The organism is Aeribacillus composti (genome assembly GCF_007827555.1).
Lineage (GTDB): Bacteria > Bacillota > Bacilli > Bacillales > Aeribacillaceae > Aeribacillus > Aeribacillus composti.
Window position 1 is genome coordinate 67,257 of sequence record NZ_VISS01000005.1, and the last position, 24,579, is coordinate 91,835.

General features: G+C 37.9%; 24 protein-coding genes, 1 tRNA gene, 1 pseudogene and 1 riboswitch. Of the genes and pseudogenes, 12 read left to right on the plus strand and 14 right to left on the minus strand.

Annotated features, from left to right (window positions below; all coding sequences use genetic code 11):
* Positions 1-45 precede the first annotated feature (45 nt).
* Positions 46-870, plus strand: coding sequence for an aldo/keto reductase (locus tag FB379_RS04080; RefSeq protein ID WP_094244595.1), 825 nt, complete (start codon positions 46-48; stop codon positions 868-870).
* 441 nt (positions 871-1,311) lie between these two features.
* On the opposite strand, the gene FB379_RS04085 is transcribed toward FB379_RS04080, so the two are convergent.
* Together FB379_RS04085 and FB379_RS04090 are read right to left on the minus strand one after the other, a co-directional pair.
* Positions 1,312-1,785, minus strand: coding sequence for a thioredoxin family protein (locus tag FB379_RS04085; RefSeq protein ID WP_117016939.1), 474 nt, complete (start codon positions 1,783-1,785; stop codon positions 1,312-1,314).
* A gap of 299 nt (positions 1,786-2,084) precedes the next feature.
* The gene (locus tag FB379_RS04090) at positions 2,085-2,504 is read right to left on the minus strand and encodes a disulfide oxidoreductase (RefSeq protein ID WP_063387257.1); all 420 of its coding nucleotides are present in this window, start codon (positions 2,502-2,504) and stop codon (positions 2,085-2,087) included.
* 158 nt (positions 2,505-2,662) lie between these two features.
* Between FB379_RS04090 and FB379_RS04095 the strand changes: the two genes are divergently transcribed.
* Complete coding sequence (locus FB379_RS04095; protein WP_063387258.1) at positions 2,663-3,085, plus strand: CBS domain-containing protein; 423 nt, start codon at positions 2,663-2,665, stop codon at positions 3,083-3,085.
* Between the two features lie 296 nt (positions 3,086-3,381).
* A complete protein-coding gene (locus FB379_RS04100; protein WP_094244597.1) occupies positions 3,382-5,130 on the plus strand; it encodes a phospho-sugar mutase in 1,749 nt (582 codons plus the stop codon).
* 342 nt (positions 5,131-5,472) lie between these two features.
* Here the strand turns inward: FB379_RS04100 and FB379_RS04105 are convergent, their stop codons facing one another.
* Together FB379_RS04105 and FB379_RS04110 are read right to left on the minus strand one after the other, a co-directional pair.
* On the minus strand, positions 5,473-5,718 hold the full coding sequence (locus FB379_RS04105; protein WP_063387261.1) for a YhdB family protein: 246 nt from the start codon (positions 5,716-5,718) through the stop codon (positions 5,473-5,475).
* A 155-nt stretch (positions 5,719-5,873) separates the two neighbouring features.
* Complete coding sequence (locus FB379_RS04110) at positions 5,874-6,311, minus strand: Rrf2 family transcriptional regulator (RefSeq protein WP_144597068.1); 438 nt, start codon at positions 6,309-6,311, stop codon at positions 5,874-5,876.
* A 176-nt stretch (positions 6,312-6,487) separates the two neighbouring features.
* Here FB379_RS04110 and hmpA point away from each other — a divergent pair, with 176 nt between their 5' ends.
* Together hmpA and FB379_RS04120 are read left to right on the plus strand one after the other, a co-directional pair.
* Entirely contained in the window at positions 6,488-7,708 is a 1,221-nt protein-coding gene (gene hmpA, locus FB379_RS04115) for an NO-inducible flavohemoprotein (RefSeq protein WP_144597070.1), read from the plus strand.
* Between the two features lie 233 nt (positions 7,709-7,941).
* Positions 7,942-9,357, plus strand: a complete 1,416-nt coding sequence (locus tag FB379_RS04120) for a SpoVR family protein (protein ID WP_144597072.1) — start codon at positions 7,942-7,944, stop codon at positions 9,355-9,357.
* A 73-nt stretch (positions 9,358-9,430) separates the two neighbouring features.
* Here the strand turns inward: FB379_RS04120 and FB379_RS04125 are convergent, their stop codons facing one another.
* The 3 genes and pseudogenes from FB379_RS04125 to FB379_RS04135 all read right to left on the minus strand — a co-directional run bounded on the left by FB379_RS04125 (position 9,431) and on the right by FB379_RS04135 (position 10,856).
* The gene (locus FB379_RS04125; protein ID WP_066250886.1) at positions 9,431-10,120 is read right to left on the minus strand and encodes a TerC family protein; all 690 of its coding nucleotides are present in this window, start codon (positions 10,118-10,120) and stop codon (positions 9,431-9,433) included.
* A gap of 52 nt (positions 10,121-10,172) precedes the next feature.
* Positions 10,173-10,447 (minus strand): annotated as a pseudogene (locus FB379_RS04130) (YkvA family protein).
* Positions 10,410-10,856, minus strand: coding sequence for a sporulation protein (locus FB379_RS04135; RefSeq protein WP_063387267.1), 447 nt, complete (start codon positions 10,854-10,856; stop codon positions 10,410-10,412). Before FB379_RS04135 ends, FB379_RS04130 begins: the two are co-directional and overlap by 38 nt.
* A 378-nt stretch (positions 10,857-11,234) precedes the next feature.
* On the opposite strand from FB379_RS04135, the gene ytvI reads away from it, so the two are divergent.
* Both ytvI and FB379_RS04145 read left to right on the plus strand, forming a co-directional pair.
* Positions 11,235-12,263 carry a sporulation integral membrane protein YtvI gene (gene ytvI, locus FB379_RS04140; protein WP_063387477.1) on the plus strand — a complete coding sequence of 343 codons (1,029 nt, stop codon included), beginning with the start codon at positions 11,235-11,237 and terminating at the stop codon, positions 12,261-12,263.
* Positions 12,264-12,404: 141 nt separating this feature from the next.
* On the plus strand, positions 12,405-13,496 hold the full coding sequence (locus FB379_RS04145; protein WP_144597074.1) for an AI-2E family transporter: 1,092 nt from the start codon (positions 12,405-12,407) through the stop codon (positions 13,494-13,496).
* A 75-nt stretch (positions 13,497-13,571) separates the two neighbouring features.
* Here the strand turns inward: FB379_RS04145 and FB379_RS04150 are convergent.
* The 7 genes from FB379_RS04150 to FB379_RS04180 form a co-directional block, all read right to left on the minus strand.
* Positions 13,572-13,645, minus strand: a tRNA-Pro gene (locus FB379_RS04150).
* Between the two features lie 60 nt (positions 13,646-13,705).
* Complete coding sequence (gene crcB / locus FB379_RS04155; protein WP_063387269.1) at positions 13,706-14,068, minus strand: fluoride efflux transporter CrcB; 363 nt, start codon at positions 14,066-14,068, stop codon at positions 13,706-13,708.
* Positions 14,069-14,080: 12 nt separating this feature from the next.
* Positions 14,081-14,488: a fluoride efflux transporter CrcB gene (crcB, locus tag FB379_RS04160; protein ID WP_063387270.1), complete on the minus strand. Its 408-nt coding sequence runs from the start codon at positions 14,486-14,488 to the stop codon at positions 14,081-14,083.
* Positions 14,489-14,574: 86 nt separating this feature from the next.
* A complete protein-coding gene (locus FB379_RS18615) occupies positions 14,575-14,865 on the minus strand; it encodes a hypothetical protein (RefSeq protein WP_117016941.1) in 291 nt (96 codons plus the stop codon).
* Positions 14,866-15,051: 186 nt separating this feature from the next.
* A complete protein-coding gene (locus tag FB379_RS04170; RefSeq protein ID WP_063387272.1) occupies positions 15,052-16,095 on the minus strand; it encodes a ribonucleotide-diphosphate reductase subunit beta in 1,044 nt (347 codons plus the stop codon).
* Positions 16,096-16,107: 12 nt separating this feature from the next.
* On the minus strand, positions 16,108-18,372 hold the full coding sequence (locus FB379_RS04175; protein ID WP_066250873.1) for a ribonucleoside-diphosphate reductase subunit alpha: 2,265 nt from the start codon (positions 18,370-18,372) through the stop codon (positions 16,108-16,110).
* Positions 18,373-18,508: 136 nt separating this feature from the next.
* A riboswitch (cobalamin riboswitch) is annotated at positions 18,509-18,687 on the minus strand.
* A gap of 133 nt (positions 18,688-18,820) precedes the next feature.
* A complete protein-coding gene (locus FB379_RS04180) occupies positions 18,821-19,261 on the minus strand; it encodes an Hsp20/alpha crystallin family protein (RefSeq protein ID WP_144597076.1) in 441 nt (146 codons plus the stop codon).
* A gap of 518 nt (positions 19,262-19,779) precedes the next feature.
* Here FB379_RS04180 and FB379_RS04185 point away from each other — a divergent pair.
* From FB379_RS04185 to FB379_RS04205, 5 genes are all read left to right on the plus strand, one after another.
* The gene (locus FB379_RS04185; protein WP_063387280.1) at positions 19,780-20,991 is read left to right on the plus strand and encodes an ABC transporter substrate-binding protein; all 1,212 of its coding nucleotides are present in this window, start codon (positions 19,780-19,782) and stop codon (positions 20,989-20,991) included.
* Between the two features lie 89 nt (positions 20,992-21,080).
* A complete protein-coding gene (locus tag FB379_RS04190; protein ID WP_094246385.1) occupies positions 21,081-21,941 on the plus strand; it encodes a branched-chain amino acid ABC transporter permease in 861 nt (286 codons plus the stop codon).
* Positions 21,942-22,934 carry a branched-chain amino acid ABC transporter permease gene (locus FB379_RS04195; RefSeq protein ID WP_094244607.1) on the plus strand — a complete coding sequence of 331 codons (993 nt, stop codon included), beginning with the start codon at positions 21,942-21,944 and terminating at the stop codon, positions 22,932-22,934. It begins immediately after the preceding gene.
* Complete coding sequence (locus tag FB379_RS04200) at positions 22,931-23,686, plus strand: ABC transporter ATP-binding protein (RefSeq protein WP_144597078.1); 756 nt, start codon at positions 22,931-22,933, stop codon at positions 23,684-23,686. The genes FB379_RS04195 and FB379_RS04200 overlap by 4 nt, the downstream gene beginning before the upstream one ends.
* Positions 23,679-24,383 (plus strand): ABC transporter ATP-binding protein, encoded by a 705-nt coding sequence (locus FB379_RS04205; protein WP_094244608.1) that lies wholly within the window; start codon positions 23,679-23,681, stop codon positions 24,381-24,383. Before FB379_RS04200 ends, FB379_RS04205 begins: the two co-directional genes overlap by 8 nt.
* Positions 24,384-24,579: the final 196 nt, after the last annotated feature.

The following is a 24,579-nucleotide window of genomic DNA, read 5'->3' on the forward strand; positions in this document are numbered from 1 at the left end:
CATAATAGAAATGATGCACCAAAACTAGAAAGGGAGTGGAGTTGGTTGGTCAAAAGCTTGCAAGATACGGTGACTTTACATAATGGTGTTAAAATGCCGTGGTTTGGTTTAGGCGTATATAAAGTCAATGAAGGGGAAGAAGTAATTCAAGCTGTAAAATCAGCAATTAAAGCGGGCTACCGCAGCATAGATACGGCGGCATATTATAAAAATGAAGAGGGAGTCGGAATTGCGATAAAAGAATCGGGAATACCGAGAGAAGAACTATTTATCACAACAAAAGTTTGGAATGACGATCAAGGCTACGACTCTACATTAAAAGCGTTTGATGACAGCCTAAATCGATTAGGATTAGACTATTTGGATCTATATTTAATCCACTGGCCAGTTTCAGGAAAATATAAAGAAACATGGAAGGCATTAGAACGGTTGTATAAAGACGGAAGAGTTCGGGCGATTGGAGTCTGCAACTTCCATGTTCACCATTTAGAGGATTTATTGCAAAGTGCGGAGATTAAACCGATGGTTAATCAGGTGGAATTTCATCCAAGATTAACACAGGAGGAACTTAGAAAATATTGCAAAGAGCAAAACATTCAATTTGAAGCTTGGTCCCCGCTTATGAGAGGCGGGCTTCTCGATAATGAAACTTTAGCCGAGATTGCTGAAAAATACAATAAAACGATCGCACAGGTGATTCTCCGTTGGGATCTTCAACATGAGGTCGTGACAATTCCAAAATCGACAAAAGAGCATCGAATTATTGAAAATGCTTCTATTTTCGATTTTGAACTATCTCAAGAAGATATGGAAAAAATCGATTCCCTCAATAAAAATGAGCGGATAGGTCCTGATCCTGATACTTTTTAAAAGGTAAGAAATAAGAAATCGGTAATACTACAAGCCTTTCCTATATGCTGTTCAGCAGCTTTTGAAAGGTGAAAAAATGCTTCAGCTTCAATGGAAATACATTTGTGAGCTTGAAGAAGAAATATGTTTGGAAATCTTTCCGGATAAATTGATTATTTTGCGATAGTGATTTGCAAATCATTCATTATTTTGCTGGAGCCAAGCGTATGAAGACGATTTATTGCAGTATGAACAAAATTTCTAAATATTGGAGCTACGGATATTCTGTCCGCTTTTCCTGTTAAGATTGACAAAATTTGATTATTCAAAAAGCCGCTTTTGAAATAAAAGCGGCTTTAACTTTCTTGTGCAAGTTTTTGTTTTTCTCCGACAGACAATTGTTCCATATTGCCAAGCAGGCATTTACAGCTTCCATATTTGTCATGAAAAGACAGGTTTTCCTTATTCTGATTTTGTCCAATTTTCCAGCGCTTCTCGAAAAACGCTTTTTTCCTGTGAACCGACGATACGATCGGCTTCTTTTCCGTTTACATAATGGACAAGCGTTGGAGTTGCATCAATGTTATACTCGTCCCAGCCCTCTTCAAACTCAAGAAGGTTGTATTGGTAGATATCCACATTTAATTCTTTTGCCAAAGGCATTAAGATCGGTGTTGTGTTTTTACAGTGCGGGCAGGTAGAACTGAAAAAATAGACAATGACATCTTCTTGATTATTTAATTTTGTTTCTAGCTCATCCGGAAGTATGATGTTTTGATAATTTGGATCATCCAGCAGCTTGACGGTTTCAGGATGCAGGCTCGACTTTTTGTACGGATTTCCTTCCGCCTTTTGCTTATTTTGCAAATTTGTTACAATTGCCAGTGCCGCGAACAGTACAATAATGATTCCGCCGAATATAAGCAGTTTTTTCATATAATTTGGCGAGAAGACCCCGTAATTTTAAAAATTTTGGGGAAAGTATCGCCGTTATTCACTCCTTTCGTTCCTTTGCACTAAAAAATGTAAACCGATTTTCATAAATGACGGGAATGACGGCAACCGCAAAAAATAAATGTTTATCTTTCTAAGACCTCATGAACTTGCCGGATTGCGATTACGTCTTAATATGGGTAAAAAAACATAATTGAAAGCTATAAATCCAAAGGTTTTGTTTGCTGGTCTATAGAATTTGCATCATTCGCCTCTTGAAAAATCTGAAAATAACGGAAACGTTATCCTTTCTGCCGTAAAATGAAAAAGCTTGTGAGGAAAATAATTGAAAAGCCAATTAAAGCCAAGAAAGGAATTGTAACGAATCCAAACCAATTAATGTAGTCGCTTGTACAAGGAACTCTTCCGCATGCGAGGCTATGTTCCCCCAAAAAAGGAATTTTTTGTATAGAATAATGGTAAATGGAAATCATGCCTCCCATAATGGACAAAGTTAAGGAATAGCTTGCAATTTTGTAATCCTTTTTTACTACAGCTATTCCAAGTATAACAACGAGCGGGTACATAAATATCCTTTGAAACCAGCACAATTTACATGGTTCGAAATGCATGATCTCAGAAAAATACAGGCTTCCTAAGGTAGAAATTAAAGAAGCGATCCAGCCTATCAACAGCAAATTGTCTTTTCGCTTATCATCCATCCAACTAACCTCTCTGTTTTCTTTCTAAAGGCATTATAATACATTTCCCCTGAATTAAAAATGATTTTGCGATGAAATCAATAAAACATCAGCTAAGAATTATTATCATTCATAAATTTTTACATATTGTTCAAACTATCAACGAAAGGAGTGAGACTATGGATAAAATTCGCGATATCATGTCTTCTAATGTCATTTCCGTTTCATCAAATCAAACTGTTCAGGAAGCTGCTCAGTTAATGAGACAGCATAATGTTGGTGCGATCCCTGTTGCAGATAATGGACAATTAAAAGGAATTATTACAGACCGTGATATTACGCTTCGCTCAACAGCTCAGGGCAAAAACGAAAGCACAACCGTTGCAGAAGTTATGTCGACAAACCCTGTATGCTGTAGTCCAGACGCGAGTCTGCAAGAAGCTGCCCAAATCATGGCACAAAATCAAATTCGCCGGTTGCCTGTAGTGGAAAATAATCAAGTTGTCGGCATGGTCGCATTAGGAGATTTAGCAACAAATAAGACTTCTGATGAAGCGGCAGGAGAAGCATTAACAAACATTTCTGAAAAAGATCTTCAATAACCCCTCTTGCAATCCCGGGATGGGAGTGCCTTGCTGAAAAAAGAGCGTCCGTTTGGCGCTCTTTTTTCCGTTCAGTGGCAAAGAGCTTTGTCGCTCGGTTTGTTTTTTTTCAAATGATACAAATAATACATAAATTTATAAATAACTGGAGAAATGGAAAGACGATCATTTGCGGAAAATATGTAAAAGCTGTTTCGAATAGTTCTAAAAATAGGGATGATCATCTCATTTCCATAAAATTTGTGATAAAATATTTCAGGAGAGAAAAAGAAGGGGAACTGGAGGGGTGTTAAGTTATGGCGAAATGGAAAGAAAATTATCAACGATGGATATCGAAAGAAGATATAGATCAAGAGCTAAAACAGCAATTACTAGAAAAAGCAGACAATGAACTCGAATTAGAGGACTGCTTTTATAAAAGCTTAGAGTTTGGTACAGGAGGAATGCGGGGAGAAATTGGCCCAGGCACAAATCGGATGAACATTTATACAATCCGCAAGGCCTCTGAGGGATTGGCAAGATATATTGAATCTTTTGGAGAAGAAGCCAAAAGACGCGGCGTGGTAATTGCTTACGATTCCCGCCACAAATCGCCGCAATTTGCTATGGAAGCGGCAAAAACTATCGCAACGCATGGTATTCAAACTTATGTATTTGATGAATTAAGGCCAACTCCTGAATTATCTTTTGCTGTCCGTTATTTAAACGCATTTTCAGGTGTTGTAATAACGGCAAGCCATAACCCGCCGGAATATAATGGATTTAAAGTTTACGGAGAGGATGGAGGTCAGATTCCTCCAAAAATAGCTGATGAAATCATCAAAAAAGTGAATGAAGTTGAAAATGAATTAGAAGTTGCTGTTGAAAATGAAGATATTTTAAAACAAAAAGGCTTGATTAAAATCATTGGAGCGGAAATAGACGAAGCATATAATGAAAAGATCAAAACGATTTCACTGAATCCTAATTTGGCAAAAGAAGTAGATGTAAAGGTCGTTTTTACGCCGCTGCATGGTACTGCCAATAAACCGGTTCGACGAGCTCTTCAATCATTAGGCTATCAAAATGTAACCGTCGTCAAAGAGCAGGAGCTTCCAGATCCAAATTTTTCGACAGTGGCTTCGCCGAATCCTGAGGAGCATGCAGCGTTTGAGCTAGCGATAAGAGAAGGGAAACGCATTGATGCTGATATTTTAATCGGAACTGACCCTGATGCTGACCGTTTAGGAGTTGCTGTCAAAAATGACAAAGGCGAATACATTGTGTTAACAGGAAACCAAACGGGTGCGATTTTGCTCAACTATATCCTTTCTGAGAAAAAGAAAAAAGGATTGCTGCCTGAAAATGGCGTTGTTCTAAAAACGATTGTTACGTCGGAAATAGGCCGTGCAATAGCGGAAGAATATGGACTAAAAACAATTGATACGCTTACCGGGTTTAAATTTATCGGGGAAAAAATTAAAGAATTTGAACAAACGAAACAATACAAATTTCAATTCGGTTATGAGGAAAGCTACGGATATTTAATTGGCGATTTTGCCAGAGACAAAGATGCCGTTCAAGCGGCCGTTTTAGCTGTTGAAGTATGTGCATTTTATAAGAAAAAAGGGCTCACACTTTATGACGGATTAATGGAAATTTTCAATCGATACGGGTATTACAGAGAAGGGTTAAAATCGTTAACCTTAAAAGGTAAGGACGGCGCAGAACAGATTAAGCGAATTTTAGAATCTTTCCGCCAAAATCCGCTTGTTGAAATTGCAGGTAAAACGGTTACGATTATCGAGGATTATTTAACAAGTGAACGTACATTGCTTCAATCGAACAAAAAGGAAACAATTGATTTGCCAAAATCAAATGTATTGAAATATTTCCTTGAAGACGGATCTTGGTTCTGTTTGCGGCCTTCGGGAACCGAGCCGAAAGTGAAATTTTATTTTGCTGTTCAGGCCGATTCACTGAATAATAGTGAAAAGGCATTGGAAGAATTAATAAATGCCGTAATGGAAAAAGTAAATGATATTTTGACAGTTAAAAAAGCTTAACTCCATTTCGATTGAGATCCCTTCAGTCTGTCCAATAAGTCTTAAAAATAAGAGCGAGGGAGAAAAACAAGACGTTTTTCCACCCTCGCTTTTTCGTTTACGCTCTTAAAAAAGCGGGCTAAGTCCCGAGTTTTGGCAAAGTTGATAGCCGATTATAGCAGCGGATCAATAGCCATGAAAAAAGGCTCCTGAAAAAACGGGCTTTCGGCAAAAACGATCGCCGCTTTCAGCATTGAAGCAATAACTTAAACGACTAAAACAGAAAGAAAAAGCAACCCCATTTTTCAGAAATAACTTTTCTGAAAAAAGGTTGCTTAAACTATTGAGTCACCTTTCTGGAAACTATTTCAGCGCGATTTCCGGTTCAACCTCTGTTACGTTTTCTAATGCATGGTCAATATAACGAAGTAAAGCATATAGTTTATGCTCAATAATTTGATAATCGTGTTCAAAATTATAAGCGTGTAAAAAATGCTCAATTTTTTTGGAAAGAAAATCGTCGTTTGTGCGCACCATTAAAATAATCAAATTGTCCCATTGCGAACGGTGCGTGTAATATAATGCTTTGTCGTAATCCATTTTATTCATAATAAACATCCCTCCCTAAAAGGAGTTATGTTTATTGTATGAATAAATCTGTTTTTTGTACCGTTGCAAATGTTGGACATAACAACAGCCGTTTCTTTCAAAACAAATGTATAAATGCCTCATTCAAAAAACGAAAGACCATTAAAGGCTTTTTTCTACTTCACATTAAACAAATGCTTCAATTCGTTTTGATTTATGATTAAATCAGCGAGTGTGTACTGATCCAGCACTTGTAAATAAGCTTGCAAGGCTTGCTGGAAAACATGGCGCAGCCTGCAGACGGATGTGATCACACATTCGCTGTTTTTTTCATTAAAACATTCGACAAGATGGAAATCTTCTTCAGTTTTTCTGACCACATCGCCAATATTTATTTCAGATGCAGGACGTGCTAAACGGAAACCGCCATTTCGTCCTCGAATCGTTTCAATATACCCGTTTTTCCCAAGCTGGTAAATGACCTTCATTAAATGGTTTTTTGAAATGCCGTACACATCCGCAATTTCTTTAATATTGGATAATTCCTCTCGGTTTTTCGTGCCAATGTAAATGAGCACACGGAGCGAATAGTCAGTATAGTTTGTAAGACGCATTGGCCTCCCTCTCTTTGTCCGTACTAGCTCCATTATACACTGATGGATAATTTAGGTTCAAAAATGTGACATCTTTTCAAAAGATGTATTTAAAATATTGCTTTTAAGACGAAGATCAACTACTTTAAAGATATATATAAAATACATCTTTTTTCAAAACAAAGGAGTGCAAATTTATGTTATCCGAACGTACTATTGAAATTATAAAGTCCACTGTGCCTGTTTTAGCTAAGCAAGGAACAGAAATCACAAGTCATTTTTATAAACGAATGCTTTCCAATCATCCGGAGTTATTAAATATTTTTAATCATACAAACCAACAGAAAGGAAGACAGCAAACAGCGCTAGCAACCACACTTTATGCTGCTGCCGAGCGCATTGATCAATTGGAGACGATTTTGCCAGTTGTGAAGCAAATTGCTCATAAACACAGAAGCTTAGGGGTTAAAAAAGAACACTATCCAATTGTCGGCGAAAATTTATTAGCAGCTATGAAAGAAGTGTTAGGCGATTTAGCAACAGATGAAATTATTTCTGCGTGGGAAGAAGCTTATAACGAAATTGCAAACGTATTTATCGAATTGGAGCAACGAATGTATGCTGACGCTGAAAATATGGAAGGTGGCTGGAAAGACTTTAAGCCGTTTGTTGTTGTCGATAAAGTAAAAGAAAGCTCTGTTATTACATCGTTTTACCTAAAACCGAAAGATAATGCTGTATTGCCATCATTCCTGCCCGGACAATATGTTACCGTAAAAGTAAAAATAGACGGCCATCAATATTTGCTGAATCGTCAATACAGCTTATCAGACGCTCCTGGCAAAGAATATTTTCGAATTTCTGTTAAACGTGAGGCAGAACCGGATCAACCAAAAGGGATCGTATCGAATTACCTGCACGATGATGTTCAAATTGGCGATGAGCTTAATATTAGCGTGCCTGCTGGCGATTTTACATTGGATGTCACGCAAAACTCGCCGGTTGTTTTCATCAGCGGCGGTGTTGGAGTAACGCCAATTATGAGCATGCTGAATACAATAGCAAAAGAAAATCCTTCTAGACCGGTTCGTTTTGTTCACTCTGCTAAAAATGAAGATGTTCATGCTTTTCGTTTGGAAGTAAAAGAGTTAATGAACAGGTTGCCAAATGGAACATCCTTTATTTGTTATACGGAGCCGTCACGTCAAGAAAGCGCCAATCATACAGGTTATATGACTAAAGACATTCTTAAGCAATTCTTATCTGAAAATGCAGATTATTTTATTTGCGGCCCTGTGCCATTTATGAAAGCAGTCATTAATTATTTAAAGGAGCTGGGGGTTGCTTCCGAAAATATTCATTACGAATTTTTTGGCCCAGCTTTACAAATTGCGCAGCCTGAAGGTTCGACCATTTAATGTAGTTTTTCCAAAAAAGTTTTTAATATTTGGTGCCGTGAGAAGGCACCATTTTTTTATAAGATTGTGTATTTTTGAACAGGAATGTCTCCCTTTTTAGCTTTTCGTTTGGTGACAGGCAGTTCAAGATGTGAAATGGAAATAGTGCAATCTGACACAACGTTCAAAATGTTTTTCATCATCTCCCGTTTGTTTTCATAAATTGTTGTAAGGAAAAAGAAGGGGGATGAACAATGAACAAGGAGGATCATAAAGTTCTTCAATATGCGATTGAAGAAATAACAGAAATCGCAAAGGGGTTTGGTCTTGATTTTTATCCGATGAGATATGAAATTTGTCCAGCTGATATTATTTATACATTTGGTGCATATGGAATGCCGACTCGTTTCTCCCATTGGAGCTTTGGAAAGCAATTTTATAAAATGAAGCTCCATTATGATTTAGGTCTTAGTAAAATTTATGAACTGGTGATTAACTCAAATCCTTGTTATGCCTTTTTGCTTGACACTAATTCTCTTATTCAAAATAAACTAATTGTTGCACATGTCCTCGCGCATTGTGATTTTTTTAAAAACAATATCCGCTTTAGTAATACGAAACGGGATATGGTCGAAAGCATGGCGGCAACAGCGGAAAGAATCAAGAAATATGAACTTTTATATGGAAAAAGAGAAGTGGAAAAATTTTTAGACGCGGTTTTATCCATCCAAGAACATATTGATCCGTCTTTAGTTCGGACAAAACTTTCTTGGAGCTTGGATGATGTTGATGAGGAAGAAGAGCATAAGACATACAAAACACCGTATGATGATCTCTGGTCTTTAGGAGAAAAAAAAGAAAAAAGTGAACAGACAATCAAGAAAAAGAAAAAATTCCCTCCCAAACCGGAGAAAGACGTGCTTTTGTTTATCGAAGAGTATAGCCGGGAGCTTGAAGACTGGCAGCGTGATATTTTAACAATGATGAGAGAGGAAATGCTATACTTTTGGCCTCAGCTTGAAACAAAAATAATGAATGAAGGCTGGGCGACGTATTGGCACCAGCGGATCATGAGAGAGCTGGATTTGACCTCTGATGAAGCAATTGAATATGCTAAATTAAATGCGGGTGTCGTACAGCCGTCAAGAACGAGCATTAACCCTTATTATTTAGGTTTAAAAATATTTGAGGATATCGAAGAAAGGTATAACAATCCGACCGAGGAAATGAAAAAGCGGGGAATTCAACCCGGTTCGGGCAGGGAAAAGCTGTTTGAGGTGCGGGAAATTGAATCGGATATTTCATTTCTTCGCAACTATTTAACAAAAGATCTTGTTATGCGGGAAGACATGTACTTATTTCAAAAACAAGGCAAAGACTATAAAATTGTTGATAAAGATTGGGAAAAAGTGCGGGATCAGCTCGTAAGCATGCGGGTGAATGGCGGTTTTCCGTACATTACGGTAATGGATGGGGATTATATGAAAAACGGCGAACTATATTTAAAACATTGGTATGAAGGGATTGAACTTGATATTAAGTACCTTGAAAAGGTGCTTCCATACATTTATCAGCTTTGGGGGAGAGGTGTCCATTTAGAAACGATTATTGAGGATAAACCTGTTTTATTTAATTTTGACGGCCGGAATGTCCATCGAAAATATTTGTAATGATGGGGCAAGATTGTCTTGCCCCACGGAATTTGTTTTTAGGCTTTAGGAAAAACGGTGTCAGCATCATTTTTTAAGATGCTTCTTCTTTTGCTTCCACAGGGGAAGCTTTTTTCTTTTTTAAATATCCGGCAAAAATAACGCCTGCAACAAGAATAATCGTTAATCCCCATTTTAGAAGCGGGTTTTCTTCAAAGAAGCCTTTTAGAAATTTTTCATCAACGATCATTTTGGCTGCAGTAAAGGCAATAACGGCAGCCCCAATTGTCACGATAACTGGGAACCGTTCAATCCATTTGATGATGAGCGTGCTGCCCCACACAACGATTGGAATGGAAATTAACAATCCGATTATGACTAAAAGGAACGATCCGTGCGCGGCACCGGCAACCGCTAAAACATTATCAAGCCCCATTAAAGCGTCTGCTACAATGATCGTTTTCATAGCGGACCAAAAGCTATTCCCGGTATCGACGTTATGTTCTTTTTTATCGATGAGAAGTTTATAGGCGATCCAAAGGAGAAGAATTCCGCCGACTAATAGCAGTCCAGGGATTTTTAAAAGCCAAACAACCGCAAGCGTCGCAATTGCCCGGATAAAAATCGCTCCAAATGTCCCCCATATAATGACCTTTGTTTGTTGGTGTTTCGGCACATTTCTAGCTGCTAAACCGATTAGAATGGCATTATCACCAGCTAAAACAAGGTCAATGATAACAATCGAAAGTAATGCTGAAAAAAACTCAGGTGAGAATAGTTCCAATATTTATCACTCCTCAAATATTTTATACTCATTTCGATGTTTTTATCCTTTGTTATGCAAGACAATATTTTTCCTGTAATTCCTTCGGAGCCATTTTGATCATTTGTTGCATGATAAAAGTAAATATAACGACATCATCCACAATTCCAATTAAGGACAGGAAATCTGGGATTGCATCGAACGGCAACAGGAAATATCCAATTATGAAAGCGATCGAGAATAGCTTTTTTTCCTATTCACCTCCTTCGATAAGAAAAATTCAAATATAAAAGGGAAAAATGAACGAAAGTTATAAATGAACCGAATTCTTTTCCATATTTTTCTCATCGTTTTCCCCTCCACTAGGTTTATTTTTTAAAATTTGTATTGTGTCATGATCCAGACTATCGATTCCTTCTTCAAACACTAATGTTGTTTTAAAACGGTATGTTAAACTGTCTGTTGTTGCGGGAAGATGCTTTGGTAAAACAAATTCAAAAGGAATTTTTGCGCAATCAGCTGGATCGATTATGTCAGGAGCGAATAACGTAATGGAGGCGATTGATTGCTGATCAGCCTGATTGTTTATTTTCATAAGATCACATTGCAGCTGCTTAATCTTTTGAGTTATAGTGCCTCCTTTAATGTAGAGCGTGCCTGTTACTTTTTCTCCTGGCGAATACGTTTCTTTATCCAGTACGAGATCGACTGTTGCAGAGCCTATTCCGATTTTGGACATATATTTTCTAAGCAGCAACTCAAATCATCCTCCCAAAAATTGTTTTAAGATGCAAAAAGACCTTTGCCATTTTTATGGCAAAGGTCTCGCTAACAACATCCAGTTGTTCAATAAAGCCGGTGGATTCCTCCACGAAATGACGACTTTATTGTTAAGCTACTCCCCTTTGGGAATTTTTATTCTTATTCCGTTTTTCTAATTTGATTATATTGGTCAAATTGCGATTTGTCTAGTATTTTTTTTACTGAAGTAAATGTGTTTTGCAAAATGTCGGAACAAATAACAATTTATAAAAATAATAAGGAATTTCAATAGTTCAAATGGAAAATCCGCGATATAATAAGGATAACATGATGATTTTGAGTATAGAATAGATAGGAGAATGATGTATTGAAAATGAAAAAGTATCTTCCGCTTATCATCATTGGTATTGCCATTCTTATACTAATACCGTTCAGCATCCCGATATTGCTTGCGCTGCTTACAGCTCTTGTACTTGAAAAGCCTATCAGCATTCTCCAAAATCGATTTAAAATAAAAAGACCTTATGCAGTTTTGCTCATTTTTGTTGTTTTTTTACTCTTATTATGTATTCTAGGCTTTGGTTTGATAAACTTTATATATACAAACTTTGTGAGTTTTATAGAAAATATCCCTTTATATGTTAGAAAATTCAATCATGATTTTATTAATCCTCTTCTTGATACGTGGGAAAATTATTCCGCTTCCCTTCCAGAAGGTGTCATGACGTCTATTGAAATTTCCATTAATAATTCTGTCAATGCAGTTGACGGTCTTGTGAAGCAATTGATGGAATCGCTCATATTATTTGTTTCCGGCATTCCTGGCTTTTTCATTGAAGCGCTGATTTACTTGATTGCTCTTTATTTAATCAGTTTAGATCTGCCGAAAATATGGGCTTCGCTCGAGACCATGCTGACAGAAAAAACGAGAAATAAAATAAAATATGTTGTGAATGATCTTTACAAAGCAGGCTTCGGCTTTATTAAAGCGCAAGTTATCTTAAGTTTGCTGACATTTATACTAGCTTATATTGGGTTGGTGCTGCTTCGTGTAGATTATAGCTTGATTTTGGCAATCATTATCGTGGTTGTTGACATCCTTCCAATATTGGGAACAGGATCGGTGCTGGTTCCTTGGGCTATTTATGCATTTAGCCAGGGGCAAACCAATCTCGGAATAGGATTAGTTGTCTTATTTCTTGTGATCACTGTCGTCAGACGTGCTGTCGAACCGAAAATTATGTCAACCAACATGGGAATAAGCCCTCTTGCCGCCTTGATCAGCATGTTCATTGGACTAAAGATGCTCGGTATATTAGGTTTATTTTTAGGTCCAGTTGTTGTGATTTTGTTTGAAACATTGCGAAGAGCAAACATTATAAAGCTTAACATAAAAATTTAAAAAGGTTTTCCTTAAATTTGAGCGGAAAATTTGGATTAGAAGCAATAGGAGGATTGAAAAAAATTGCTTAGAATATGTAAATACATGATATTCTAAATATTGGAACGAATGTTGCAAAATTGGATGCGGGAGGCAAGCATTTTGTTTAAATCAAAACTTCATTTTTGGACGTTAGAAATACTTTTGATCATTTTGATCTTATATTTCAGCACAAAAATATCTTTTCTTTTTGAGCCCATTGTGATCTTTATAACTACTTTGTTTTTTCCTATAATTATTTCCGGTTTTCTTTACTTTTTGTTTGCTCCGATTATTGGCTTTCTTGAAAAGCGAAAAATTCCAAGAGTGCTGGCCATTTTGATTTTGTATATCGTGTTTATCGGCGGAATTTCGATCGCCATCGGATTGGTAGGGCCTACGATTGTTAAGCAGTTTAATGATTTAATTCGAAACATTCCTTTTTATATAACAAAAACGAGAGAAATCATTGAAAACCTCTATCAAACAAGCTGGTTCCAATGGGTATTGACGCAAGATTATTTTTCCATTGAAAAAATTGAGAGCACCATTACGCAATATGCATCGAGAATTACAAATAATATTACGAATGGCGTTCAGTCCGTTTTCAGCGTTATCACAAATATAACACTCATTATTGTCACGGTGCCGTTCATTTTATTTTATATGATCAAGGACGGACATAAGCTGCCGCACCAGGTCGTAAAGTTTTTCCCGAGCGATTTCCGCGATGAAGTTATGATTATTTTAAAGGAAACAGGCGAAACCTTATCTACCTATATTCAAGGACAAATGCTTGTTTCCATGTTTGTCGGGCTCTTTACGTTTATCGGATACTTAATTATTGATCTGCCATATGCTTTGCTGCTTGGAATAACTGTGGCAATCACCAATATTATTCCGTATTTAGGTCCGTTTATTGGAGCTGCTCCAGCCGTTATTGTCGGCTTGCTTGATTCGCCTTTTAAAGCACTTCTTGCGATTATTGTCGTGACAATTGTTCAGCAAATTGATGGGAATGTGATTTCTCCGTTTATTATTGGCAAGAAGCTTGATACACATCCGCTGACCATTATTATATTGTTGCTTGTTGCAGGAAATATCGCGGGAATTTTGGGGATGATTTTGGCTGTTCCAACATATGCTGTAACCAAAACGGTTGTGATTAACTTATATAAATTAATTAAACTGAGGAAAGGGATTAAAAAGACGTAATTCAAAATATAAGCCGCTTGAAAAAGCTCAAGCGGCGTTTTTGGTTTTAAATGATGATTTAGGAGATTTACAGAGTCGGGATGACAGGATTCGAACCTGCGACCCCCAGCACCCCATGCTGGTGCTCTACCAAGCTGAGCTACATCCCGCTGGACAATCTGTATTATAAAGAAAAAATCAAACCATGACAATATGATTCAAATAAGTTTTTAAAATATAGCGCCTAGTTGGAAGCCGAGAAAGGCAAACAAAAGACCGAACGCATAGCTTGAAAGAAAATAGCAAATGGACACTGTTTTTTGTTTTTCTGTTAACAGCTGTTTATTTTCAAGCTGAAACGTAGAAAAGGTGGTAAAGGCTCCTAAACATCCTGTTCCAAATAACAGTAGATATGCTTCTGAAATATTCATGCCGATCAAAAGGCCGAGCAGGAAAGATCCGCTGACATTGATAATAAATGTCGCGACAGGGAACTTCATATTGCTTTTCTTTTTAATCCAATTGGTGACGATCAAGCGGGCATTAGCTCCTAAAAAACCTCCGATTCCTACAACGATAAAGTTGAAAAGCATTACTCTTCACTCCTATTCATGACGGGCCGTTCGTGCGTTGTGCTGGGAAAGCATTTTTCGGCCAAGATGATAACCAGACGAAACAAATAAATAACCGCCTATTAAGCTTGACAATGTATACATAATGGCTGTTTCCCATTTATCGGCAATCATCAATTGAATGTTCTCAAAACTGAAGGTTGAAAATGTTGTGAATGACCCGATTAAGCCAGTACCGATCGCTGCGGCAAAATGGGGAGGAAATCCTTTTATTTTAAATACATATTCAGTCAACCATCCTAAAAGAAAACTTCCAGCCAAATTGGCTAAAAGTGTCGCTGCTGGGAAAGATCCGGTCCAAAAGCTGGAAGTCCATAGGCCGACACTGTATCGAAGGCAGGCACCTGCTATCCCGCCCAAACCGACTAATAAATAAATCATTATATTCACCTCGCAATGGTGGAAAACAACATAGTTCTTTTTAGCCAATATGATTTTCTTAATCTTCGTGAAAACTATATTTCTTTTTAGGGCATCGCCTTTGTAATTGCTTCTATAATGAACGCAATACAAGCTAAAAAGATGGTCAGTAAAGTTGAACATAACAATATGTTTCTGATGACGACAGCAGCTTTGTCGCATCTGCTGAAAGTTTGAAAAGTAAAATATACAAAGATGCCTAATAGAATCGAGGCAAACCAACTTATAAAGCCTGTTTTTGTAGCTAATTTTTGCCAATCAAACATCCAAAAATATAGAATAGCGATATGAATTGTTACTAACAAAATTGACATTATGATCAAGGTTGATTTTAACATAGATCCCCTCCGCACATATTATACCATGGCATGGAAAAATGGGATGCTTAGGTTCCCAAAAAGATAAGCTCTTTTAAAAGAAAGTAGTTGCTTATCGAAAAATTCTTTCATAGCATTCCTTTTGGTTTGGCAGCAGATAAAAAAACGGGCAGTCTCTGCTGCCCGTTATCATGAGAACGTAAATTTTTACAACTCATCAAAGCCGTTATCAATCGTGTTGACTTTTGTATATTGTCTCGATTTTTGTTCAAAGAAGTCTGATTTTCCTAAGTCCACTTCTTCATAAGCCCGTATCCATTTCAAAGGATTTGTCCGATAGCCTTCAAAAGGACGTTCGAATCCCAGCTGATTGGCACGGAAATTCGCATAAAATTTAATATAGCTCTCCACATCTTTTAAATGCAGGCCTTCAATGTCATTGCCGATAATTACACCGGCCCATTCGATTTCCAGCTCGGCTGCTTTCATAAATGTTTTCGAAACGAATTGTTTCAGTTCATCTGTATCATATTCAGGATATTGCTTCAGCACCGCTTTGAAAATTTTTTCAAACAAACCTACGTGTATTTGTTCATCACGGTTAATGTAGTTAATCATCGTGCTAGTGGCTACCATCTTTTGGTTTCTGGCTAAATTATAAAAGAATGCGAAACCGGAATAGAAAAATAAACCTTCCAGTATGACATCAAAGACGATCGATTTCAACAAATTCTCCACATTCGGATTTTCTGCAAATGCTTTATACCCGTTGGTGACAAATTCATTTCGCTTCCTTAAAACCGGTTCGTTCCGCCAATATTCAAATACTTCATCCTGTACGTTTTTAGGCACGATGCTTGAAAGAATATACGAATATGAATGGTTATGAATCACTTCCTGCTGAGCGAGCAAGATCATTAAGGCGTTTATGCTCGAGTCTGTAATATAATCAGCAACTTTTCCGGCATAATCGGTTTGAATGCTGTCTAATAAAGCTAAGAGGCCGATAATTTTTAAAAATGCGTCCTGTTCTCTTTCTGAAAGCTCAGGAAATTGCTTCACATCTTGAGCCATATTGATTTCAAAAGGTGTCCAAAAGTTTGCGAGCATCCGTTTATATTTTGGATATGCCCACGGGTAGGCGACATCATCCCAATTGAGCACGTTGGAACATTTTCCGTTCACTATTGCTGTTGAACGGTTTGGTGCATCAGGATCCATAATAACTCGTTTTGTTAATGTTTGCTCCATATTAATTCCTCCTTAACTTGCACATGATTCACATTCATAAATGTCGCTTGATGTCGAACGGACATAATACGTTGTTTTTAATCCGGATTTCCAAGCTGTCAAATGAAGCTCCAGCAATTCTTTCGCTTTAATCGTGTTTAGGACGTAAAAGTTGAAGGAAATGGACTGGTCAATATGTTTCTGGCGCACTGCATTTTGTTTAATGCTCCATGTTTGGTCGATCAAATAAGCGGATTTATAATACCAAGTCGTTTTCGCATTTAAGTCGGGAACGGTAACTGGAATTTTGTAGTCTTTCTTTTCCTCTGAATAAACTTTTTGGAAAATTGGATCGATGCTTGCTGTGCTTCCGGCTATAATGGAGGTCGAGGCGTTCGGTGCGACCGCCATTAAATAGCTGTTGCGAATCCCAAAAGTCTGCACTTTTTCCTTTAATTCCTGCCATTTTTTTGACGTATAACCGCGGATCTCAAAATATCGCCCTGTATCCCACTCCGAGCCTTTAAAGAGAGGGTATGCGCCTTTTTCTTTTGCGAGCTCCATACTCGACTGAATGGTTAAATACGCAATTTTTTCATATAATTGGTCGACAAATTGGACTGCCTCGTCGCTTTCCCATGTAATTTCCTTTAGTGCAAATAAATGATGCATGCCAAACGTTCCAAGGCCGATTGCACGGTATTTTTCATTTGTAAGCTTTGCCTGTAATACCGGAATGTTATTTAAATCGATAACGTTGTCCAGCATCCGCACTTGAATAGGGATTAAACGTTCCAGAACGTTGTCTGGGACAGCCCGTGCCAAGTTGATGGAAGAAAGGTTGCAGACGACGAAATCGCCGGGCTTTTTCACAATGACAATTTTTCCATCTTCAACATATTGTTCTTCAACAGTAGTAGCACTTTGATTTTGCGCAATCTCTGTGCATAAATTGCTGCAATAAATCATGCCGGCATGCTTGTTTGCGTTTTTTCGATTCACTTCATCCCGATAAAACATAAAAGGCGTTCCCGTTTCAAGCTGGCTGATCATAATCCGTTTCATTATTTCAATCGCAGGCACTTTTTCTTTAGATAAGGAAGGATGATTCACGCACTCAAAATATTTTTCCCGAAAGCTGCCGTTACCTTTTTCTTCATCATAATAATCTTCCAGACTGAATCCCATGACTTTGCGAACTTCGTGGGGATCGAACAAATACCAGTCCCCGCGCTTTTCAACTTGCTCCATAAATAGGTCAGGAATGCATACACCTGTAAATAAATCATGGGTGCGCAGCCGTTCGTCTCCGTTATTTAATTTTGCATCTAGGAAGGCGAAAATATCTTTATGCCAAACATCCAAATAAACGGCAATTGCTCCTTTTCTTTGGCCGAGCTGGTCGACGCTCACTGCCGTATTATTTAATTGCTTCATCCAAGGAATGACACCTGATGAAACTCCTTTGAACCCCCGGATATCGCTTCCGCGGCTTCTGATTTTCCCTAAATAAACTCCAATGCCTCCGCCGCTTTTAGAAACATTGGCAATATCAGTGTTCGAATCATAAATGCCTTGAAGGCTGTCGTCTACCGTATCAATAAAGCAGCTTGAAAGCTGACCGACTGATTTTCCTGCATTAGCCAATGTAGGTGTTGCAACCGTCATATATAAATGGCTCAATGCCCAATACGCTTCCTTTACAAGATGCAAACGTTTGGACGGATGCTCGTTGATCATTAACGTCATAGCGATGATCATAAAACGTTCCTGTGGAAGCTCAAATGTTCGTTTATGAAAATCTTTAGCTAAATACCGGTCGTAAAGGGTCCTTAATCCGATGTATGTAAACAGCTTGTCCTTCTCAGGATCAATGGCATTTCCCAGCTCCATAATTTCCTCTTTTGAATAATGCTCTAGCAAAAGAGGGCTGTAGATTCCAAGATCGGTTAATGTTTCGATTAACAAATAAAAATCGCCGTAGCCCGGTTGGTTGTAATTTCTGTTTTGGCTCGCTTCATAGTAAATTTTTTCAAGAAATACGTGTGCAGCTAAAAAAGTCCAATCCGGCTCACTTTCCGAAATGTTTGCTAAAGCTTCAATAATCAGCAGGTTTGTAAATTTTTCAAGATCATCAATCTGCTGGTATTGTAGGGTTGTCGACACTCTCTCGCTGTATTCATGAAAGGAAAGGGATGGAAACTTTTTTTCAAGCTGCCTTAGATAAAGCTCCCAATCGCTCCTGTTAAAATGATTTTGAAAAACCTCGTATAGATTTAATGCTTTCGTAATATTCATCAAACATCCTCCTTATCAAAATAAAAAACCGCCCAGGAAGCTGAGCGGATCAAACGATGATTAAAAGGGAGGCGGTTTACAAGGCGAAACTACTCCATTCAAACCATCGTTTCATCTTCCCAACCCCCGAAGAATTAGAAACGTTCGGACAAAGGCAGGTCTCCTGACTCGTGCTTCATCCTACTTTGAATCCTTCCCATACGAAACGTACAGTGGATTATTCATTTCGTAGCACTCACAGTTGCGGGGACAGTTCCGGATTCTCACCGGATTCCCTTTTAAGCTGAAAACAGCACCTTTGTCGTTAGGTTTTCAATATATAGTATTTAATTGTTTTTGATTACACAATATATAGATTTTTGATGTTATATATTCATCATAATCGTACTTGGCGAAAATTGCAATAAAAAAGTGAGGCTGATTGAAATTTTGCAACCTCACGAAACAATTAATGAAACTGAATATCAATTTTCTTTTTGTTGTTTTCGGTTTGTTTTGGAATACGGATTTCCAAAACGCCATTTTTATATGTCGCGCTCACTTCTTCTTCTTTTACATTTGCCGGCAATGCAACAGCGCGGTGAAACCGCCCTACAAACCGTTCGCGTCTATGCATTTCTTCTTCCTTTACTTCTTTGCTTCTTTGAATTGTGCCGCTGATCGTAAGAACGTTGCGATCAAGATGAATGTCAACGTCTTCCTTTTTTTCAAGGCCGGGCAAATCACACGTAACAATTACTTCATTAGCAGTTTCATGAATATCAAGCCGGGGGGTATTCATAGTCTCAAAGTTTTCAAAAAAATGCGGGAAGCCTTCAGAAAAAACGCGATTCATGTTTCGTCTAAATTGGTTGATCTCAGAAAAAGGATCGTAAGGAATGAGAGCCATATGATTGTTCCTCCTTTGATTTTTTTACAGAAAATATTATTTGTGTTGAGAAGAGAAATATACATATAGCAAAGTTTAAATTACTGTTTTTAATCATAAAAATATAAATAAGTCCGCTGCATCCAAATCGTTTCTTGTTTGTTGCTTTTAAAAGCACAACCTAGCAAAATTTGGTGAACGAATGGATAGCATATTGTTGTTATTAAACAAGAATTTACATACGCAGAAAATTAAGTAAGCTGCTTAATTGCAGCCATGCTGGGAATTAACAGATCAAGCTGGATAAATTCACAATGATTGGAAACCGCTGTTGGACAACTTTATAAATTTAAAAATTATTCTTTCGTTGCACATTCTGAAACAACGATGTTGTGAAGACAATCTGCAAGCAATAATATAAAAAACAATAATAAAAAAATTTGGAATATTAAAAAATATAAAGAAGGGAGGGAAAAGCTTTATAACCTTGCAATTCAAAAAATGAAAGCGTTTAACTAATGCTTTTAGGGGGGTATAAAATGGTGGGAAAAGGTAAATTTTGGAGTGTTCTTTTTATTACTATAATGTTGATTTTATCAGGTTGTTCAGGATCGGCTGTAAGCAATAGCAAGTCTAATTCCAGCGGTGAAAAAGATACAATCAAAATTGGCGTCATCCTTTCTTCAACTGGAACATTCGCTCCGCTTGCGGAAAGCATTAAAAATGGATTTAACCTTTATCTTGAAGAAAATGATAACAAGTTGGGCGGAAAAAAGGTGGAAATAAAATTTGAAGATGATGAAGCAAACCCGCAAGTTGCTTTAAGGAAATATCGCCAATTAGTCAAGAATGAAAAAGTAGATATACTTGTTGGACCAATTTCTTCAGCAGTCGCTTACGCATTGAGAGACGAGGTGGAGAAAGACAAAATTATATTAATTGATGCCAATGCTGCCGGAAACGATCTTTCCTGGAGCAAAAAAAGCGATTACATTTACCGCCTGTCATTTTCCAACTGGCAAAATGGCAGCAGTGCTGGAGAATATTTAGCAAAAAATGTTGGAAAAACAGCGGTAGCGATTGCACCCGACTACCCTGCAGGAAAGGAAGTTGTTTCCGCTTTTAAAGAAGCTTTTGAAGCTGCTGGCGGTAAGGTAGTAAAAGAAATATACCCTAAATTAGGAACGAATGATTTCGCAACGTATCTTACTGATGTAGCCCAAGTAAAGCCTGAACTAGTTTTTACATTCATGGCAGGCAGCGATGGAATTCGGTTTGTTCAGCAATACAATGATTTTGGCTTAAAGGGAAAAATTCCGCTGTCAGGTCCAATGGAATTTGGCGATCAACTGATCCTCGAGCCTACTGGTGAAGCAGCAGAAGGAATCATTTCTGGCATACTGTACTCGCCTTGGCTAGAAAATGAGGAAAACAAAAAGTTTGTAGAGGCATATCAGGAAAAATACGGAAAGCTGCCAAACACTTTTTCAGTGGGAGGCTATGACTCCGCAAAAGTCATAGATATAGCGATTAAAGAAGCAGGAAGCACAAATGCAGAGGATTTAATAAAAGTCCTTAAAGGGATTTCCTTTGACAGCCCACGCGGACCAATTACGATTGATCCAAAAACGAACAACCCAATACAGAATTTCTACATCGCAAAAAACACAAAAAAGGATAATCAAATTGTCCCTGAAGTACTGGAGACAGTCGAAAAAGTAACGATGCCTGAAAAAGCTCCTGCAAATTAGTCCATGTAACAGGATTGGGATCTGGGGCAAAGTTCTCCAGTCCCAATTTGTCGTTTCATAAATTGAGAAAGTGGGGGATCGTTTTGTCATTGTCTATATTTTCTGTACAGCTATTAACGGGATTAGCGTATGGGATGCTGTATTTTATGATAGCAGCAGGGTTGACGATTATTTTAGGAGTTATGAATATTGTTAACTTGGCGCACGGTACATTATTTTTACTTGGATCCTATATGGCCTTTACCTTTATGAATCAACAATTCAGTTTTTGGATTGCTTTATTGCTATCAGTTGCTGTTACGGCAGTGATCGGGATTATTATTGAAAAATTATTTATTCGGCAAATTTATGGGAAAGAGCTTGAGCAGGTGCTGCTCACATTTGGTTTAGCCTTCGTTATTGCGGATACCGCAAAGTGGATTTGGGGTACAGAGCCTCAAACGATGGCTGTCCCTGCTTTGCTCGATTCGTCGATCTCCATTGGACCGATGGTTTTCCCTTTTTATCGGTTGTTTGTTGTTTTAATTGGCTGTCTGCTAGCGTTGCTTCTTTGGTATTTTGAGAGCAAAACTAGAATCGGCGCGATTATTCGTGCAGGTGTGGATGACAGGGCAATGGTTTCAGCTCTTGGAATAAATGTTGGGGTCGTATTTACTGGAGTTTTTGCTTTCGGTGCAGGACTAGCTGCGTTGAGCGGAGTATTAGGAGGACCGTTAATCGGGATGTATACAGGTATGGAATCAGACATTCTCGTTACATCATTAATTGTTGTAGTGATCGGCGGCTTAGGTTCGTGGAAAGGCTCTTTCATTGGTGCAATTCTCATCGGATTGATTGAGACCTTCGGCAAGATTTGGTTTCCTTCATTATCAATGCTAATCGTATTTCTTCTCATGGTTGTAGTATTAATTATCCGTCCTCAAGGGCTATTTGGAAGGGAGGTGGCATAGTTGAAAAAGAATATTTTAATTTTCATTGTATTTCTGCTTATTGCTTTCGTTCTGCCCTTCGTTTTAAGTGTGTATGGGATAGATCTTGTTTCCGAAATCTTCATTATGGCTATTTTTGCCATGAGTCTTGGTTTAATAATGGGGTATGCAGGAATGGTTTCACTAGGTCATGCAGGATTTTTCGGAATTGGAGCCTATACCGTGGCACTTCTCGGACCGCATATTCCAAATTCCTACTTGTTACTATTTTTTTCTATCTGCTTATCTGGTCTTCTTGCATTGGTTACTGGCGCGATATTTATACGCACTTCGAAATTTTACTTTTTAATGATTACTCTTGCTTTCGGACAATTGCTGTTTGCTCTGGCTTGGCAATTAAAGCAATGGACTGGCGGAGCAGACGGCATGAAAGTTTCCGCTCCTTTGAATCTCGGTTTTGGCGAAATTGTCAGTCCTATAGGGATTTATTCCGTAATGGCAGCAGCTTTTATTATTGTTTATTTACTGCTTAGATTTTTTGTTGAATCTCCAGTCGGTAAAATTGTCAAAGGAATAATGGAAAACGAAGCACGAATGAGTGCATTGGGGTACGATGTACGCATTTATAAGCTTTTAACATATACATTTTCCGGAGCCCTAGCAGGATTTGCAGGATCTTTATACGGATTTTACAACCTTTTTGTAAGCCCAGATGTATCGAGTTGGATGTTTTCGGGTCAAGTTATGATGATGGTAATAATTGGAGGAGTTGGTACGCTGATTGGTCCGGCAATCGGAGCTGGCCTATTCATTTTTTTACAGAACTTTATCAGCACGTACACAGAACGGTGGCCAATTATAATGGGAGCCCTGTTAGTGATTCTTGTGCTGGTTGGCAAAGGTGGAATTATCCATTGGTTTGCTTTATTGAAATCTAAGATTTTTTATAAAAAACGAAAAAATAGCGATGATTACGCTCCGCAGCATGTTGAAAAAGAGGAGGTAGTCAATTGAGTATATTAAAAGTAGAAAATATAAACAAATCATTCAAAACATTACAAGTTCTTCAAAACGTGTCATTGGAAGTTCAGCCAGGAGAACGCCATGTTATCATCGGCCCTAACGGTGCGGGGAAAACAACTCTTTTTAATTGTATTACAAATGTCCTGCCAATTGACTCAGGAAAAATATTTTTGGAAGGGCAAGAAATAAGCAATATGCCTTCCAGTAAATTGGTTCATTTAGGAATGTCGCGAACGTTTCAAAAAAACAACTTGTTCGGAAATTTGACAGTCGAAGAAAATCTTCATCTTGCTTTAACAGCAACGAAACGATATCGCTACCAAATGTTTCATGCGTTGACAAAGCATATCGACCTCAAAAAAGAAACAGATGAAATCCTTGCACAATGGGAGATTTCTACACGCAGAAATGTCAAGGTGAACAATCTTTCCTATGGAGAGCAGCGGCTTCTTGAGATTTTGCTAGCGATGGCGTCTAAACCGAAGATCTTGCTTTTGGATGAACCGACATCAGGAATGTCTCCAGCAGAAACTGCACAGACAGCTGAAATGATTCAAAAGCTTCCTCGGACGGTATCTATACTAATTATTGAACATGATATGGATGTTGTATTTTCCATTGCTGACAGAATTACTGTTCTTCATCACGGAGAAGTGATATTAAGCGGCACTCCCGAAGAAGTTCGAAACAATGAAGAAGTAAGGGAAATTTACTTTGGGGGAGGTGCAAAAGCTCATGCTTGAGCTTCAAAATGTCCATTCTTACTACGGAACGAGTCATATTCTTCAAGGCGTTTCATTTTCAGTTCCAAGCAAGAAATGTGTTGCTCTTCTTGGGAGAAATGGAGCAGGTAAATCAACAACGATTCATACGATTGCCGGGCTGCTTAAACCGCGGAGGGGAAAAATTCAATTTAAGGAACGGCAGCTGAATAACCTGTTGCCTCATCAAATTTCGTGCCTTGGAATTGGATTCGTTCCACAAGGAAGGCGGATTTTCCCTTCTCTTACCATTCGTGAAAACTTGACAATGGCTGCCCGTAAAAATTTAATAGACCGAAATAATAATTGGGATTTGGAAAGGGTATATGAATTATTTCCTGTTTTAAAAGAAAGAGAAAAAAATATGGGTACTGAGCTATCAGGCGGACAACAGCAGATGCTTGCAATCGGAAGAGCTTTGATGACAAATCCCAGCTTTTTATTAATGGATGAACCATCGGAAGGATTAGCCCCTGTCATTATCGATCAGGTCGGCGATATAGTTGTAAAACTGAAGCAGGAAGGACTTTCGATCTTAATGGTTGAGCAAAATATATCACTCGCATGCAAAGTAGCAGATGAAATTTTAATTATGAACAAAGGTACTATTGTATGGCAGGGCAGCCCAGATGAATTAATGAAAAATAATGAAATACAACATAAATATCTTGGGGTATAGAAAAACACCACATAACATTTGGAAGAATATGAGGATATATGTTCAATATACGAGCATATATCCTTATTTTTTTAATCTCCAAGCAAAACGATAACGATGTTAGAACTGCGCAAACAATTTTTATAGATCCTCGTACTATTAAATTTGTACAGAACCAAAGTACTTGTTCAGCTTTTTGTGATTCATCCAGAAAAAG